Source organism: Sphingomonas sp. SORGH_AS_0950 (assembly GCF_030818415.1).
Classification (GTDB): Bacteria; Pseudomonadota; Alphaproteobacteria; order Sphingomonadales; family Sphingomonadaceae; genus Sphingomonas.
The window spans coordinates 4,038,371-4,057,251 of the sequence record NZ_JAUTAE010000001.1; the positions used below are offsets into that span (position 1 = coordinate 4,038,371).

Here is an 18,881-nt window from a genome sequence, read left to right on the forward strand (position 1 = left end):
TGCGGTATCCTGTTTGTCTGTGATTTACGCTTAATATATAAAAAGAGTGTAGATGTGGAGATGAAATGAGGGAATCGTGCTTGTTATGAGGAAGCGAAAGTCATACTTTCAAATGGTTATCGCGACTGTGATGCGGAGTCGCGCGAGCTTCCGGGGCACGAAACTGAACGGCTTTGTTGGGCTTGGACTGGTCGATGCAATTGTAAAAATTGCCGAAAATTCGGGTATTACTGTCGGCTCTGTCGATTTGAGCGCGTCTCTGCCGATGAGCGGTGGTGATCTCGATGCCCGGTTCGCACCGTTCGCATGTGCGCGCGTGGATCTGGATGCCAGATGGGAACGGCGCAACGTGCGGAAGCTGGCCGAGGCGCATCTGCCTGCGGTGCTTTGCCTGATCGATGGCGGCTATCTGGTCGCCAGGGCGAGATCCAGCGCCGGAGAATTGACGATAATTGACGGTACGGGCGAACGGCTTGTCCCGATCGATGAGGTTGCCGCGGCAACAACCGATCAGATGCTGATCGTGGGCCATGTCGATTCCGTCAACGGTAGTTTGGCCTGCGACCAGCGTGAACGCATACGGGCCAATCCCCGCACTTGGCTGTTCTCATGTTTCCTGTCGGAACGGCGAAATTTTGCGCAATTGTTGCTGGCCGCGTTGCTGCTCAACATGTGCGCTTTCGCCATCCCATTATATATGCGGGCCATTTACGATCGGGTGGTACCGAACCTGGCCGTCGATACCCTGTGGGCGCTCTCTTTCGGCGCTCTGCTCATTCTGGTCTTCGAATGCCTGTTCAAGCAGACGCGGTCGGTTTTCATCGACGCGATCGGTCTGCGCGTCGGTCAGGGCATACAGCATCGCGCCATGGCCTCGGTGTTGCACGCGCGGATCGACAAGTCGAACTGGACCGTCGGAAGCCTGATGACGGCGCTTCGCGATATCGAATCGATGGCGATGCTTGCACCGCATGCGGCGGCCACCTTCTGCGTGGAAATTCCCTTTTTCTTCGCCTTCCTTGCCCTGATTGCGATGATCGGCGGATGGGTGGCGGTGGTGCCGCTATTCGGCGCTCTTGCGATGTCCCTGATCGGATTGGCTTCGGCCTATGGACTGAAGTTCGGCAGCCATCGGTCCAGCAAATTGGTGCAGGCGCGCAGCAACCTGGTCGCGGACGTCGTCGGCAGCCTGCATACGATCAAGAGCAATCAGGCCGAAGGGCGCTTTCTGCGCCGATGGGATATCCTCTCCGACCATGTCGGCATGAATGGCAAGGCCACCCGTCATTGGCAGGAGATTCCGGCGGTCGCCTCGGCCTTCATCGTCCAGGCGGTAACGATCGGGATCGTCGTCATCAGCATCTATCAGATCCGCGCCGGGGTGATGACGGCTGGTGCGCTGATCGCCTGCAACATGTTGGCGGGTCGCGCCATGGGCCTCGTCTCGTCGGCGATCGGAATCATCGGCAAGGGCTATCAGAGTCTGACGCAATTCGGGGCGCTGGCCAATCTCCTGGCGCTCGAGCCAGAGGTCGAAACGTCGGACATGGCAGTCAAGGCCCGTCCCTTTGTCGGGCAATTGGCCTTTGAGAATGCAGGCTATGCCTATCCCGATACAAGCGCGCCGGTTCTGCATGACATAAACCTGGAGATCGCGCCTGGCGAGAAGATCGGGATCATCGGGCTGGCCGGCTCCGGCAAATCCACGCTGCTCAAACTGCTAGGGGGCCTGGTCGCGCCCACCTCAGGCGCGTTCCTGATCGATGGTCATGCCGTAGAGCAATATGCGGCCTCTCTCCTGCGCGAAAACATCGCTTTCGCAACGCAGGATGCAACGCTTTTCGACGATACGATCTACGAGAATATCGTGCTGGGACGTGCGGCTCCCGATCCGGCATTGCTGGAGCGGGCCCTGAAGACTTCGGGCGTCCATCAGTTCGTCACCCAGTCGAAGGAAGGTCTGAGCCGCACGGTCGGGGGCGGGGGCTGCCGGCTTTCCGGTGGTCAGCGCCAGGCGGTGGTATTGGCGCGTGCCTTCATGCGCGACCCTCGCATCCTGTTGCTGGACGAACCCACCGCATCGATGGACATCGATGGGGAACAGGCCGTGATCCGCGGACTGCGGGAATTCAGCACCGACCGGACATTGGTCATCGCCACCCATCGGTTCGCCGTGCTCGACCTCGTGGACCGGGTACTTTGGATGGAGAACGGACGCATCCTGGCCGATCAACCCAGGGACCAGCTTCTGGCGCACCTGCGCCAGCGTCAGACCGCACGCGCCGCGTGAAGGGCGCCATTCACGGGCAAGCAACCGGACAATCAGGGAAAGGGGTAACGTGGCAGGGGCATCTGAAGACGGCGAAGTCAATCACTGGCCGGCATTCGTGGACGTACTGACCGCGGTGATCATGGTCGTGACCTTTCTGCTGGTCATCATGAGTGCGGCGGTCATGGAACTGTCCAAGCGGACGGTTCAGGTCATGCAGCAGAAGATCAATGAGATGCAGCAGAGCAACGGGCAGCGGGCGGTGGCAGGGGAAACGGCACCGACGGCGAGCAATCCTGCGAACAAGGCGGCCAGCCGGGGTGTCGAGGGCATGCGGCCTGTCCAATCCCCGTCCGATGCGGCTTCGGGCAGTTCCATCGCCCAGCTCGGCTCTCCGCTGATGTCCGAAACCGCGACGAACGGAAAGGACCAGTTGTCCATCCTGACCCGGGATACGCCCGATACGATGCGGATCGCTGCCAAGTCGACGGAGCGGCCCAGCGAGACAAAGGGCATGCGCATCACCACCGCCTCGACGCTCCTGCGGGTCGACTTCGATCCGAACGCTGTTCGATACACCGATGAGGACGCGGCAAAGGTGCAGTCTTTCCTGAAAGGCGCGGCACAGCCAGGCCGGAAATATGGGATCTGGTCCTTGGTCAGCAGTACCGGGGCGATCTCCGAGCCGATGCGGATCGCATATTATCGGGCTGCGGCGACCCGCAACCTGCTGATCCAGGCCGGTATCAAGCCCGACGATATCGTCACCGAAACCCGCGTGGTGGACCCCAAGTCCGATGACGCGAACTCCGTCCGCATCGTCGTCAAGAATTGAGGGGCATGGCCATGAAACGCCAGATACGCGACGAACTCATCAAGATGTCGGCGGTCATGACGATCATGATCGGCGTCGGCGTCTATGCGCACGACTTCGTCATCGCGGGCATCAAGGCCAAGATGGCGCTGAACCTGTCGATATTTGCGCTATTTTCCGTCGCTGCGATCATCGCCTTCCGCAACGTCCTGGCGCTGAGCAACGAAGTACAGGCCCTGCGTGCGCTGCAACAGAGCAGCGCGATCCTGGAGGCGGACGACAGCGTTTACGAAACGCCCGCGAGCATCTTCCATGAGCCGCACCTGCTGGGACAGGGCTATCGCCTGATCGCGGAACAGCTCGCCAAGGACGGGGTCGTCAATCTGCCGTCAAAGGTGGCGGAATCGCTCGTCCACAGCGTCGACCAGCGCATCAACGAACAGAAGTCGGTCATTCTCTACTTCTCGGGCCTGATGGTCTTCATGGGCCTGATCGGCGCGTTCATGGGCCTGATGCATACGGTCGGGTCCGTGGGTGACCTGATTGGGGGTATGGATGTCTCCGGCACGGCGGGCGGCGACAGCTTCGGCAAGATGATCGAGGGCATGAAGGCCCCGCTGCGCGGTATGTCGGTGGGTTTCAGTTCTTCGCTCTTCGGCCTGTCCACATCGATGGTGCTTGGTGCGCTCGAGCGTTGCATGACCAAGGCGGCCAAGTCGCTAAGGGACGATTATGAGCATTGGCTGTCGAGCGTCACGACCCTCGAAGGGGCCACGGAAGTGGAGTCGCGAGGCGTAGTCGGGGCCGGCGCGCCTTCATTGGTGCGCGCGATGGACGTGGCGGCGCGTCAATTGTCGACCTTGCACCAGGCGGTGGAGCAGGGGCAGCGGAATGACCTCGGGATACAGGTGACATTGTCCCGTCTGCACGACGCCATGGCCGACCTGTCGAACATGGTGGCACGCGTTACCGACCCCACACCGCTGCTTCAGCCGATCGCCGATGTCGTGGCCGATCTGGGGCGGCACCAGGTTCGGTTGGCGGCCGATATGGAATTGCTCTTCGCTGAGGTTCGGTTCGACCGCGCCCACTTGCACGACGTGATGACGTCGCTGCGCGAAATGGCCTGGCAGCAGCGTCATGCCGAGAATGAACGCGAGGATCGTATCGTCCGAACGCTCGACCAAATTCTCGCATGCGGGGAAGCTTTGCTCGATCGGGAACCCGTAACCCTGCAATGGCCGGTCATGAAGGACGATGCATCCACGCGCTTCGATGCGCGAATGCTGCATCATCGTCTTCTGGCGGCTTTTGGCAGGCGGCGGGACGAAATCCGGACGAAGCGTGACTATCGCCGGTTCGCCATCGAGATCCGGGAGACGATGGAACGGCAATATCGTCTCCAAGAGGAATTGCAGCGGGAGGTCGCGCGGTTTCGGAATGCCGTCTCGGCCGACCGGGTCAAGGCGGCCACGCTTCTCGATGCGCTGGCGCAGGAGAGCGAACGTCTTTCCGCGCTGGCCGGGATGATCGAAGCCAGCGGAATGGCGGCGACCGTGCGGGGCGAGCTTGAGCATGCCCGTGCGCATATGAATGTTCTGACCGCACGTGCGGAGCGTCTGCGTGACGATATCACCGAGACGCGTATCAACGACAATCTGGGGAAAAATTGATGGGCATGTCTCGCGCCAAGGCGGTCGTCTGGAAAGTCTTCCACCGGGATTATGCCGCCGCCCGATCTCAGCGTCGGCTCGAATGTCGGCTGGATGCCAGTCTGACACTGATCGAGAGCGGTATCGTTCTGAAAGGAAAGATACTGGATATTGCCAGCAAAGGGGCGTTGTTTCGTCCGCCGCAAGTCTATCTCCTCAATCGCGCGGGAGGCTTTGTGCGATTGTCGGTAGGAGAAAGTGTCGTGGAAGGTGTGATCGTCAATACCACGCCGCGCGGCTATGGCGTTCATTTTAGAGAGATGTTGTCACTCGACGCGATCATATCCTGATCCGCGTCGAAGGCGGCGTCTTCTCCAAAAGCCTATTGCATTACACGGGCGGCATTGTCGGAATGATGACGAGATCACCCGTTTTATTTGATATTTAACCTCAATCGGTCTGGCAGGTCAAAAATGGTTCAGGCGAACAAGGCAGCGCAGCAGGGCGCAGGCAAACCGGATAAGACCAACACGGCGTCGCAAACGACGATGCCGGGTAACGGTGAAGCGGCGATGCTGGGCGATATCCCGTCCCTGGATGCCTTGAAGGTCGTGCAAATGGGCCCCGATGGAAAGGCGCTTTTGGGAATTCCCTATGCGTCGTTCACGGCCCAGATCGCCGATGTCGATCTCATTCTGGTGTTCGCCGATGGTAGCCGGGTCGTCATTCCCGGCATGGCCCTGGCGACCTTCTCCGGGCAAACGCCGACCTTGGTCTTCAACGATAAGACGATCACGTCCGCGCAGGTCATCAATACCGTCGGCGAGATCAACGATAAGAGCGCGCTGATCAACGTCAGCCTCTCGTCGGATCAGGCCGATGAGAAGGCCGCTAAGCCGCGCAAGGAACCGTCCGCCACCAAAGAGGATCAGGCGCAGGCTCAGGCTCAGTCCCAGATCCAGCCGCAGGATGCCACCCAGATCCAGCAGGCCGAAGTCCAGAAGCAGCAGCAACAACACAAGTCGGACGAGGATCGCCAACGGCTGACGCAGAAGATCAGCGATACCAACGCGTCTTCCTCGCCCCCACCCAGCAGCGGCAACCCGGCTGGTACTTCGCAATCCAAGGACACCGTCGACAAGGGAACGGGCATAGGGCTGGGCAAGCTCGTGCCGACGCTGACCTTCACCCTGTACAATCAGGAGGGCGTCAAGACGACCTCGGAGAGCGGGGCGAACCACATCACCGGATCGACGGGCGCGGCCAGTTCGTCCACCGACAAATCCTATGGAGCGCAATCGGCGCGGGAGACGATTTCGGGAACCGGCAGCGACGACGTGATCGTCGTGGACAGTGCGGCGCAGGCGCCGTCCGGCACCAGCTCGCGCACCCTGCATGTCGAGGCGATGGTGCCGGCGGGCAGCCTCGCCCTGCAGCAGGTGCTCGTCCCCACCCTGCCGGACGGCTATTCGGTCCAGAACGCGACCAAGACCGACAAGGGTTGGGTCATCTCGATCGAACAGGGCAATATCAAGGTCGTCACCTCGGGCGTCGACGCGACGGGCGCGACCGTGACCTATCCGTCGACGGAAACGCACTTCACCTTCGACGTTCAGCTGACCTACGTTCTGCCGAAACTCGGTACGCCGGTGGCATCCAGCGGATTCCAGAACGAATTCTTTCTGCCGATTGCGCTGGGCCTGTCCACGGGGGGAGCCGATTACACCTATTCCGTCGACGTTTCGACGCATTTCGGCATCCACATGGTGTCCGGCGAAGCCGACATGAAGGCGGTCGATCCAGTCACGGGCGCGCCGATCTATGTGCTGTTTTCGAACCCGCCGGGCAATATCGTCAACGCAGGCGACGGCAACGACCTGATCGTCGCCGGCGCGGGCGCCGACCAGATCGATGGCAGCGGCGGCACCGACACGGTCAGTTACACCATGTCGAACGCCGCGGTGACGGTCGACCTGAAGGCGGGGACCGGCAAGGGCGGCTATGCCGAGGGCGACAGCTACACGTCGGTGGAGAATGTCATCGGCACCGCGTTCGACGACACGCTGACCGGCAGCGACGCCGACAACGTGCTGAAGGGCGGCGAGGGCGCGGACAAGATCGATGGCGGCGGCGGTTTCGACACCGTGTCCTATGCCGATGCCTTCGCCAACGAGAAGACCCCGCCCGCCGATAAGACCAAGGGGTTGGAAATCCACCTCGACGGCACCGCCAGCCATGGCGGCGATGCCGAGGGCGATATGATCGTCAACGTCGAGCATGTCATCGGCTCGGATCGCAACGACGCCCTCTATGGCGCGGCGGCGAACGACACGCTGGAGGGCGGTAAGGGCGATGACCTGCTGGTCGGTGGCGGCGGTGCCGACACGCTGACCGGCGGCGATGGTATCGATACCGCAAGCTACGCCACCGCGAGCGCGGGCGTGACGGCCTATCTGGACGGCACGCCGGGCAGGGGCGGCGACGCGGAAGGCGACAAGCTGTCGGGGATCGAGAACCTGGTCGGGTCCGCGTTCGACGACAATCTGTACGGCGATGCGGGCGACAATGTGCTGACCGGCGGGGCCGGGGCGGACCATGTCGACGGCGGCGCTGGCATCGACACCGTCAGCTTTGCCGATAGCAAGGTCGGCGTAAGCGTCTATCTCGACGGGCGGGTCAGCCATGGCGGCGATGCCGAGGGCGATACCTATGCCAATATCGAAATTCTGGTCGGCTCGGACCTGAACGATCGCCTGGTCGGCGATGCCGCCGACGATATTCTGAGCGGCGGCAAGGGCGACGACATTCTGGAAGGCGGGGCCGGGGCCGATACGCTGAAGGGCGGCGACGGTTTCGACATCGCCAGTTACGCCAGTGCGGCGTCTGGCGTGCAGGCATCGCTCAACGGATCGCCGATGACGGGCGATGCGGTGGGCGACACGTTCGTCTCGATCGAGGGGCTTGAAGGCTCTGCCTTCGATGACGTGCTGACCGGTGACGACACGGCCAACACGCTGATCGGCGGCGCGGGCAACGACAATCTCGTCGGTGCGGGCGGCGCGGATGTGCTGGACGGCGGCGACGGGGTGGATACCGCCGACTATAGCGGCTCGCGCGCGGGCGTGACGGCCTATCTCGACGGAACGGCCGGTGTTGGCGGCGACGCCGACGGCGACAGGTTGCGCAACGTCGAGAATGTCACGGGTTCCGTCTTCAACGACGTTCTGACCGGCGACGCGGGCGCGAACCGCCTGAGCGGCGGGGCCGGTGACGACGTGCTGGTGGGCGGCGCGGGCGCCGATACGCTGGACGGCGGCGCGGGCCATGACATCGCCGACTATGCGAACAGCGCGGCGGGCGTGCAGGTCGCGCTCGACGGGTCAGTGTCCCATGGCGGCGATGCCGATGGGGATATGCTGACCGGCATCGAGGAAGTGCACGGCTCCGCGTTCGACGATGTGCTGAAGGGCAGCGCCGGAGACGACGTGCTGGTCGGCGGTACGGGCGACGACATGCTGGTCGGCGGCCTGGGTGCCGACGTGCTGGACGGCGGGGACGGGTTCGACACCGCCGATTATTCGGACGCCTCGGCCGGCGTGAACGTCTATCTGGACGGCCGTGCCTCCACTGGCGAAGCCATGGGCGACCGGCTGATCAACATCGAGCGTGTGTTGGGCGGTGGATATGACGATCTGCTGGTCGGCAACGCGGGGGCGAACGACCTGGCGGGCGGTGGTGGCGACGACGTCTTGGTGGGCGGCGCGGGCGCCGACACGCTGGAAGGCGGGGCGGGCGAGGATATCGCCGATTATTCCGCCTCCAGCGCCGGGGTGACGGTCGACCTGTCGACGGGGCAGGGGCGTGGCGGGGACGCCGAGGGCGATCGCCTGAGCGGGATCGAGGACATCATCGGTTCCGCGTTCGACGACGTCCTGATCGGCGACGACCAGAACAACCGGTTCGTCGGCGGCACGGGCGCCGACCAGATGGTCGGCGGCGGCGGTATCGACACGGCGGATTTTTCCGGCTCGACGGCGGGCGTGTCCGTCTCGCTGGACGGCAGCGTCGGGCAGGGGGGCAGTGCGCAGGGCGACACATTGTCGGGCATCGAGAATCTGATCGGGTCCGACCTGGACGATCACCTGGGCGGCGATGGCGGTGCCAACACGCTGACCGGCGGCAAGGGCGACGACGTGCTGACCGGGCGTGGCGGGGCCGACCAGCTGATCGGTGGCGCGGGCTTTGACACGGCGGATTATTCGGACTCGACGAGCGCGGTCGACATCGGGCTGGACGGTGGCGCCAACCATGGCGGCGACGCCGAGGGTGACGCCTATGACAGCATCGAGGCACTGGTCGGTTCGGCATGGAACGATCGCCTGCGCGGTTCGGACCGCGCGGACGAGCTGCACGGCGGTGGCGGCGACGATACGCTGACGGGCTCGCTGGGCGCGGACGTGATGGATGGCGGTGCCGGGTTCGATACCGCGGACTATCATGCGTCCTCCGCCGCGATTACCGTCGACCTGCAAGCGGGGACGGGCGCAGGCGGGCTGGCGGGCGGCGATACGCTGATTTCGATCGAGCATGTCGTCGGCACCGACTTCAACGATATGGTGAAGGGCAGCGCCGCGGACGAGACGCTGGAGGGCGGTGCGGGAGACGATATGCTGTCCGGCGGCGGGGGTGCCGACACGCTGGACGGCGGCGCGGGCTTCGATACCGCCAGCTATGCCGATTCGAGCGCGGGCATCACGATGGCCATGGACGGCTCGGTCGGCAGCGGCGGTGACGCGCAGGGCGACCGGCTCGTCTCGATCGAACATGTCATCGGCTCCTCTTTCGACGATCGCATCACCGGCACGGCCGGGGCCGATACGATCGACGGCGGGGCGGGGGCCGACGAGCTGATCGGCAACGACGGCGACGATATCCTGTCGGGCGGCAGCGGCGACGACCGTCTGCTGGGCGGCGCTGGCGCGGACACGCTGACCGGCGGCGAGGGTGACGACGATCTGGTCGGTGGCGAGGGCGCCGACGTGCTGACCGGCGGCAGCGGCAGCGACACTGCGGACTATGCCACGTCTGCGGCGGCGGTTCGGGTGAACCTGGCGACGGGCCTCGCCCATGGCGGCGACGCCGAAGGCGACACGCTGTCGGGGATCGAGAACCTGACCGGATCGTCGGGCAATGACGTGTTGACCGGCGATGGCGGCGCCAATGTCCTGACCGGCGGGGCGGGGGACGACCTGCTGACCGGCGGGGCGGGCGCGGACACGCTGGTGGGTGGCGACGGCATCGACACGGCCGATTATGCCGCCTCGTCCGCCGGCGTTGCGGTCGACCTGACGACCGGCTTCGCACAATATGGCGATGCCGAAGGCGACCGACTGAGCGGGATCGAGAATGTCATCGGCACCGCCTTCGCCGATCGGCTCCGCGCGGCAGCGTCGGGCAGCAGCCTGACCGGCGGGGCCGGCAACGACGTGCTGATCGCGGGCGCGGGCGCCGATCGGCTGGATGGCGGCGCCGGTATCGATACCGCGAGCTTCGCCAATTCCGCGGCGGGCGTGACCGTCGACCTGAAGGCGGGCCGCGCGGATGGCGGCGATGCGACCGGCGATACGCTGACCAGCATCGAAAGCCTAATCGGATCGGCCCATGACGACGTGCTGACCGGCGGGGACGGCGGCGCGGTCATCGACGGCGGCGCGGGCGACGACGTCGTCACCGGCGGTGCGGGCGCGGACACCCTGATCGGCGGTTCGGGTGACGACCTGCTGGTCGGGGGCGCCGGGGCGGATAGCCTGCAGGGCGGCGCGGGCTTCGACACCGCAGACTATCGCGCATCGAGTGCGGGGGTGACGGTCGATCTGTCGGCGGGCACCGGCCGGGGCGGCGATGCCGAGAGCGACCGGCTGAGCGGCATCGAAGCCGTCCTGGGCAGCGCTTATGGCGATGTGCTGACCGGCAATGCCGGGGCCAATACGCTGGTTGGTGGCGCCGGGGACGACGTGCTGATCGGCGGCGCGGGGGCGGACGATCTGCAGGGCGGTGCGGGCATCGACGCCGCCGACTATAGCGCGTCGAGCGCGGCGGTGACGATCAACTTGACGACCGGCGTCAACAGCGGCGGCGATGCGCAGGGCGACGTGCTGGACAGCATCGAGCGGATCGTGGGGTCGACGTTCAACGACACGCTGACCGGATCGGACGCGGCCGACACGTTGCAGGGCGGCGCGGGCGACGACGTGCTGACCGGCGCCGCAGGCGCGGACGTGCTGGACGGCGGCGATGGCCGCGACACCGCCAGCTATGCGCAATCGGCCGATGGCGTGCGCGTCGACCTTGGCACTGGTGTCGGCCATGGCGGCGATGCCGAGGGCGACGTCCTGATCTCGATCGAGAATCTGACCGGGTCCGACAATGATGACGTGCTGATCGGCGATGCTGCGGCGAACACGCTGTCGGGCGGAGCGGGTAGCGATCGGCTCGATGGCGGAGCGGGCAATGACGTGCTGCGCGGCGGTTCGGGCGACGACATTCTGGTCGGTGGCGCCGGTGCCGACACGCTGCAGGGCGGTGACGGGGTCGACACTGCGGACTATTCGGCCTCCGGAGCGGGCGTGTCGGTCGATTTGTCGTCCGGCACGGCGTTGGGCGGCGATGCCGAGGGCGACACCCTGTCGGGCATCGAAGCCGTGGTGGGCAGCGCCTATGACGATGTGCTGGTCGGCGCGTCAGGCATCAACAGGCTGTCGGGTGGAGCGGGTAACGACGTCATCCGCGGCGGCGCAGGGGCAGACGTGCTCGACGGCGGCGTCGGCAATGATACGCTCGATTATACCACTTCCGCACAGGGGGTGACGGTCAACCTGGCCACCGGCGCGACAGCGGGCGGCGATGCGCAGGGCGATCAGATCAGCGGGTTCGAGAACGTTACCGGCGGCAGCGGCAACGACGTGTTGTCGGGCTCCAGCGGCGCGAACGTGCTGCGCGGCGGAATGGGCGACGACGTGCTGGCGGGCCTGGGCGGCGCGGACGTGCTGGATGGTGGCGACGGCAGCGACACGGTGGATTATTCCGCCTCGTCCGCTGGCGTGACGCTCGACCTTGCGGCGGGGACGGCGAGCGGCGGCGATGCGACGGGCGATGTGCTGGCGTCGATCGAGGATGCGATCGGATCTGCGCATGACGACGTGATCCGCACGGCGGCAGCGGGGTCGGTGATCGTCGCGGGTGCCGGTAACGACGTGATCTATGCCGGGGCCGGTGCGGATACCATCGACGGCGGTGCCGGGGCGGACCGCGTCGATTATTCCGCTTCCAGTGCGGGGGTCAGCGTCAGTCTGGCGACCGGCACGGGTACGGGCGGGGACGCGACGGGGGATCGCATCTCCGGCGTCGAGGATGTCACCGGCTCGGCCTTTGCCGATCGGCTGACCGGTGATGCGGGCATCAACCATCTGGTCGGAGGCGCGGGCGACGACGTACTGGTCGGTGGCGCGGGGGCCGACACGCTGGAAGGTGGCGTGGGCTTCGACACGATCGACTATAGCGCGTCGACGCAGGGCGTGACGCTGGATCTGGCGAGCGGCACGGGCCAGGGCGGCGATGCGGAGGGCGACAGCTTCTCGGGCATCGAGGCCGCGATCGGCAGCAACCAGGGCGATGTGTTCGTCGGCGACGCCAATGCGCATGTCCTGTCTGGCCAGGGCGGCGACGACCGGCTGGATGCGGGTGCGGGGGCGGAGAGCTTCGACGGCGGTTCGGGCACCGACACGGTCGACTATTCGCGCTCCACTGCGGCGGTGACGGTGGACCTTGCCGCGGGGACGGCGAGCGGGGGCTATGCCGCCGGAGACGTGCTGCGCAGCGTCGAGGCGGTGGTCGGCAGCGGGTTCGACGACGTGCTGAGCGGTACGGCCGGGGCCAATACGCTGCTGGGCGGGGCCGGCAACGATGTCATCCGCGGCGGGGGCGGGGCGGACCAGCTCGATGGCGGCGACGGGATCGACACGCTCGATTATGCGACGTCGCAGAGCGGCGTGACGGTCAATTTGACGACCAACACGGCGAGCGGCGGCGACGCGAGTGGCGACCTGATCGCGAATTTCGAGAATGTCACCGGCTCGTCGATGGCCGATACGCTGACCGGCACCAACGGTGCGAACACCCTTACGGGCGGCGCTGGCGACGATGTGCTGGCGGGTCTGGGCGGGGCCGACGTGCTGGACGGTGGCAACGGATTCGATACGGCGGACTATAGCGCCTCGGGCGCTGGCGTGACCGTGGACCTGTCGACCGGCACCGGGGCTGGCGGCGATGCGGCGGGCGATCGCCTGATCTCGATCGAAAAGGTCATTGGTTCCACCTTCAACGACCGACTGGTCGGCGCCGCCGGTGCCGAGACGCTGCTGGGCGGCGCGGGCGACGATATCCTGGTCGGCAGCGACGGTGCGGACACGCTGTCGGGTGGCGACGGTAACGACACCGTCGATTATTCCGGCTCCGCCGCTGGCATCGTCGTCGGACTGGACGGATCGGTCGGGCATGGCGGGTACGCCGAAGGCGACGTGCTGCGCGATGTCGAAAATGTGATCGGCACCGCGCAGGCGGACACGATCACCGGCAATGGCGCCGCCAACACGCTGACCGGCGGTGCGGGCAACGACATGCTGGACGGCGGCGCGGGCAATGACGTGCTGGACGGCGGCATCGGTGACGACGTGCTGCGGGGCGGTGTCGGCGCGGACGTGCTGCGCGGCGGCGACGGCTTCGACACGATCGATTATGCGACCTCGGGCGCCGGGGTGACGATCGACCTGCAAACCGGCACCGCGAGCGACGGCGACGCGACCGGGGACAGCTTCTCCAGCATCGAACGGGTCGTCGGCTCGGCCTATGACGACAGCCTGTCGGCGGCGGCAACGGGATCGACGCTGGACGGCAATGCCGGCGCGGATGTGCTCAGAGGCGATGTAGGCACCGACGTGCTGCGCGGTGGCGAGGGCGACGACCTGCTGGTCGGCAGCGGCGGCGCGGACGCCATGGACGGCGGCAGCGGCGTCGATACGGCGGACTATTCCGCCTCCACGGGGGCGGTGACGGTCGATCTGGCCGCAGGTACCGGCCGGGGCGGCGATGCCGATGGCGACACGCTGACCTCGGTCGAGCGGGTCATCGGTTCGGCGGGCGACGACGTGCTGATGGGCGACAGCAATGCCAACACGCTGATCGGTGGCGCGGGCGACGATCTGCTCGCCGGTGGAGCCGGTGCCGACGTGCTGGACGGCGGGTCCGGGAGCGATACGGCGAATTACGCCGGGTCGGCGGCGGCGGTGACCGTCGATCTGGCCAGCGGCACGGGCATCGGCGGCGATGCGCAGGGCGATACGCTGCTCCGCATCGAGAATCTGGTCGGCTCGTCGATGGCCGATACGTTGACCGGCGATGCGGGGGCGAACCGGCTGACCGGCGGTGCTGGCGACGACGTGCTGGCGGGCCTGGGCGGCGCGGACGTGCTGGACGGCGGTGACGGCAGCGACACGGCGGACTATAGCGCATCGGGTGCGGGCGTGACGGTCGATCTGCTTGCCGGGACGGCGCAGGGCGGCGACGCGCAGGGCGATACGCTGGTCTCGATCGAGAATGCGATCGGCTCGGCCTATGCCGACGTGCTGACCGCGGCGGCGGCGGGCGGTCGGCTGACCGGCGGCGCGGGCGACGACCGGCTGGTGTCGGGCGCGGGCAGCGACACGCTGGACGGCGGCAGCGGCACGGACATCGCCGATTACGCCCGCTCGAGCGCGGGGGTGACGGTCAATCTGGCGACGGGCGCCAATAGCGGCGGCGATGCGCAGGGCGACACTCTGGTGTCGATCGAGCAGGTCGTCGGCTCCGATTTCGCCGACATTCTGACCGGCGACAGCGGTGCCAACATGCTCGTTGGCGGCGCGGGCGATGACATGCTGGAAGGCGGCGTGGGCGCGGACGTACTGGACGGCGGCGCGGGCAACGACACCGCGAGCTATGCCAATGCGACGGCGGGCGTGGCGGTCAGCCTTGCATCGGGTCAGGGCAGCGCGGGCGAGGCCACCGGCGACGTGCTGGTCGATATCGAGAACCTGACCGGATCGCGCTACGCCGACACGCTGACCGGCGATGCGGGCGCCAACGTGCTGATGGGTGGTGCCGGCGACGACGTGCTGGCCGGCCTGGGCGGTGCGGACGTGCTGGATGGCGGCACCGGCAGCAATACGGCGGACTATTCGGCGTCCATGGCGGGTGTTCAGGTCAACCTGTCGACTGCGACGATCACCGCCAACCAGCTGACGGGCGGTGCGATCACGGCCGGTTCGGGGCAGGGCGGCGATGCGCAGGGCGACACGCTGCGCAATATCCGGAACGTCATCGGCACCGCGTTCAGCGACTATCTGATCGCAGGGGCGTCGGGTGGCCGTCTGTCCGCTGGCGGTGGGAATGATATTCTGTTGGCGGCCGTCGGCGCGGACGTGCTGGACGGTGGTGACGGCAGCGACACCGCGAATTACTCGCTCTCCACGGCAGGGGTGGTGATCGATCTCTCGCTCGGCACCGCCAGCGGCGGCTATGCGGCGGGCGACACGCTGATCGCGATCGAGGCTCTGTACGGCTCGAATTTCGCAGACACGCTGACGGGCACATCGGGCAGCAACGATATCCGTGGCGCCGCCGGCGACGATGTGATCGAGGGGCTCGGTGGCGCCGATATGCTCGACGGCGGCGCGGGGATCGACACGGTGTCCTATGCCCGGTCGGGTGTCGGTGTCACCGTCGATATGGGCCTGGCCACCGCGCAGGTGTCCGCAGGCGATGCGTCGGGCGATATCCTCAGCGGGTTCGAGAAGGTGCTGGGCTCGGCCTATGCCGACCGGCTGACGGCGGCGGCGACGGGCAGCACGCTGATGGGCGGCGCGGGCAACGACACGCTGGTCGCAGGCGCCGGGGCTGACACGATCGACGGCGGCGCCGACAATGATACCATCGACTATTCCGGCTCGACGGCGGGCGTAACGGTCGATCTGGCGACGCAGACGGCATCGGGGGGCGATGCGCAGGGCGACGTCATCACCAATGTCGAGAACGTCATCGGCACGGCCTATGCCGATACGCTGACCGGCGATGGCGGCGGCAACATCCTGCGCGGCGGCGCGGGCGACGACGTGCTGGCGGGTCTGGGCGGTGCGGACGTGCTGGACGGCGGCGACGGCACCGACATGGCGGATTACAGCGCCTCGGCCAATGGCGTCACCATCAACCTGACGGCCGGCACGGGGTCGGGCGGCGACGCCGATGGCGATACGCTGATCGCGATCGAGAACGTCACCGGCGGCAGCGGCAACGACGTGCTGACCGGCACGGCGGGCGTCAACCTGCTCAAGGGCGGCGGCGGAGACGATGTGCTGGCGGGCCTGGGCGGCGCGGACGTGCTGGATGGTGGCGCGGGCAGCAACACCGCCGACTATAGCGCCTCGGGTGCGGCGGTCTATGTCACGCTGGGTAATCTTCAGATCGCGACCCCGTTGGGGATGGTCACCAGTGCGGTGGGGCGTGGCGGCGATGCCGAGGGCGACACGCTGGCCAACATTCAGAACCTGATCGGGTCGGCTTATAACGACATTCTCGCCGCGTCCGCAGGCGGAGGCAAGTTGCAGGGCGGCGGCGGCGGCGACAATCTGGTCGCCAATGCCGGCGCCGATCAGATCGACGGTGGCGCCGGCTTCGATTTCGTCAACTATGCATACAGCAACGGCGGCGTGACCGTGAACCTCACCACAGGTGTCGGGTCGGGCGGCTATGCGCAGGGCGATACCTATACCGGGCTCGAAGGCATCTACGCCTCCGGTAACGCCGACACATTGACCGGCACCGGCGGCGTCAACATCATCAAGGGCTTTGCCGGCAACGATATCATCGAGGGGCTGGGCGGCGCGGACACGCTCGATGGCGGGGACGGCATCGACACCGTGTCCTACGTCAATTCGGCGCAAGGCGTCACGGTCAACCTGAACCTGACCACGGCGCAGCTGTCGGGTGGGGACGCATCGGGCGATATCCTGAGCAATTTCGAGAATATCCTCGGTTCGGCGCAGGCGGACATCCTGACCGGCAATGCGGGGGCGAACACCCTGACCGGCGGCGCGGGCGACGACGTTCTGGAGGGCGGCGCAGACGCGGATACGCTCGACGGCGGCACGGGCAGCGACACGGCGAGCTATGCCGGGTCCGGCGCGGGCGTGACCGTCGATCTGAGGGTGGCGACGGCGCAAAGCTCAACGGGGGATGCGTCCGGCGACGTGCTGACCGGGATCGAGAACCTGACCGGCTCGGCGCTTGACGACATGCTGACCGGCAATAGTGGCAGCAACGTCCTGCGCGGCGGTGCAGGCAACGACACGCTCGTGGGGCTGGGCGGAGACGACACGATCGACGGCGGCGACGGGACCGATACCATTACCTATGTCGCCTCGCTGACGGGTGTCACCGTCAACCTGACCACCAACGTCAATCTGGGCGGCGACGCGCAGGGCGACCTGATCCAGAATGTCGAGAATGTCACCGGCTCCGCCTTTGACGACACGCTGACCGGCGACGCCAACGCCAACGCCCTGCTGGGTGGCGACGGTAACGACGTGCTGGCGGGCCTGGGCGGCGCCGATACGCTGGACGGCGGCGCGGGCAGCAACACGGCCGATTATTCCGCATCGGGTGCGGCCGTGTCGGTTAATCTGAGCCTGGTCAACGGCACCTATGCCAATGCCGGTCAGGGTGTCGGTGGCGATGCGCAGGGCGACACGCTGGTCAATATCCAGAACGTCATTGGTTCGGCGTTCAACGATTATCTCTACGCTACTGATTCGGGCGGCGTGCTGAAGGGCGGCGCGGGCGACGACGTCATGGTCGCAGGCGCGGGGAATGACGTCTTCGATGGCGGTGCGGGCAATGATCTGGTCAATTATTTGCGGTCAAATGCGGCCGTTACGATCAACCTGACCGCCAGAACCGCATCTGGTGGCTATGCCGCTGGCGACACGTTGACCGGTATCGAAAGCCTGTGGGGATCGACGTTCAACGACACGCTGACCGGCGATGCGAACAACAACAAGATCAGCGGCGACGCAGGCAACGACGTGATCGACGGCGGTGCGGGCGACGATACGCTCGATGGCGGTGCAGGCACCGACACGCTGAGCTATGCCAGCGCGACCAGTGGTGTCAGCGTAGTCGCGAACTATAACGGGTGGTCAAATAATGTCTGGCAATATTTGCCGCGCAATACCGTCGGCGCTGGCGCAGACATCACGAGCAACTTCGAAATCCTAGTTGGTTCCGCATATAGCGACATTCTGAAGGGGACTCGGGAACTCTATGGGTTCCAGGCTGGCGCGGGCAACGACCTGATCTATGCGAACAACAATGCGAACAGCATCGATGGCGGCGCAGGCATCGACACGCTGACCTATATCGAAACGAGTAGCTGGGGCGGCGTAACGGTCGATCTGGGCGCCAACAGCAATGGGGCGACCAAGGCATCGGGTGGCTGGGCCAGTAACGATCAGATCACGAATGTCGAAAACCTGATCGGGTCCAACTTCACCGACTATCTGGCGGGTGATGGCGGGGTGAATGCGCTGGACGGCGCGGCGGGCAACGACACGCTGGTCGGCGGCGGCGGCAACGACGTGCTGTTCGGCGGCGACGGGGACGACATCCTGATCGGCGGCACGGGAGCGGACGCCCTCATTGGTGGCAGGGGCACCGATACCGCGAGTTGGGCGGGGTCCAGCTCCGGCGTGAACGCGAGCCTCGCGACGGGCGTCGCCTCTGGCGGCGATGCGGGCACGCCCGGCGCGGCAACGCCCTATGCCAATGCCAGCCTGATCGCCGGCTGGAGCTTTTCGGAAGGATCGGGCAATACCGCCACCGCGATTGGCGGGACGCAGAGCATCGTGCTGAGCAACGCCAACTGGGTTGCCGACGATCATGGCGGCAAGGCGATCGATTTCGCGGGGAACAGCAACAGCACTGCAAGGGTAGGCGCGCTGACCTTCGGCGAGAGCTTCACGATCGCTACCAAGGTCAATTTCGATCAGCCTGCCGGCTC

At 66.0% G+C, this 18,881-nt stretch carries 4 protein-coding genes and 1 pseudogene; all 5 read left to right on the plus strand.

Going from position 1 to position 18,881, the window contains the following annotated elements; all coding sequences use genetic code 11:
* Nucleotides 1–112 precede the first annotated feature (112 nt).
* A complete protein-coding gene (locus QE385_RS18325; RefSeq protein ID WP_307104336.1) occupies nt 113–2,290 on the plus strand; it encodes an ATP-binding cassette domain-containing protein in 2,178 nt (725 codons plus the stop codon).
* 49 nt (nt 2,291–2,339) lie between these two features.
* Complete coding sequence (locus tag QE385_RS18330) at nt 2,340–3,104, plus strand: hypothetical protein (protein ID WP_307104338.1); 765 nt, start codon at nt 2,340–2,342, stop codon at nt 3,102–3,104.
* A 5-nt stretch (nt 3,105–3,109) separates the two neighbouring features.
* Entirely contained in the window at nt 3,110–4,756 is a 1,647-nt protein-coding gene (locus QE385_RS18335) for a hypothetical protein (protein WP_307104340.1), read from the plus strand.
* Nucleotides 4,756–5,085, plus strand: coding sequence for a PilZ domain-containing protein (locus tag QE385_RS18340; protein ID WP_307104343.1), 330 nt, complete (start codon nt 4,756–4,758; stop codon nt 5,083–5,085). Before QE385_RS18335 ends, QE385_RS18340 begins: the two co-directional genes overlap by 1 nt.
* Nucleotides 5,086–6,519: 1,434 nt before the next feature.
* A pseudogene (locus tag QE385_RS18345) lies at nt 6,520–18,531 on the plus strand (hypothetical protein); the annotation flags it as partial.
* Nucleotides 18,532–18,881: the final 350 nt, after the last annotated feature.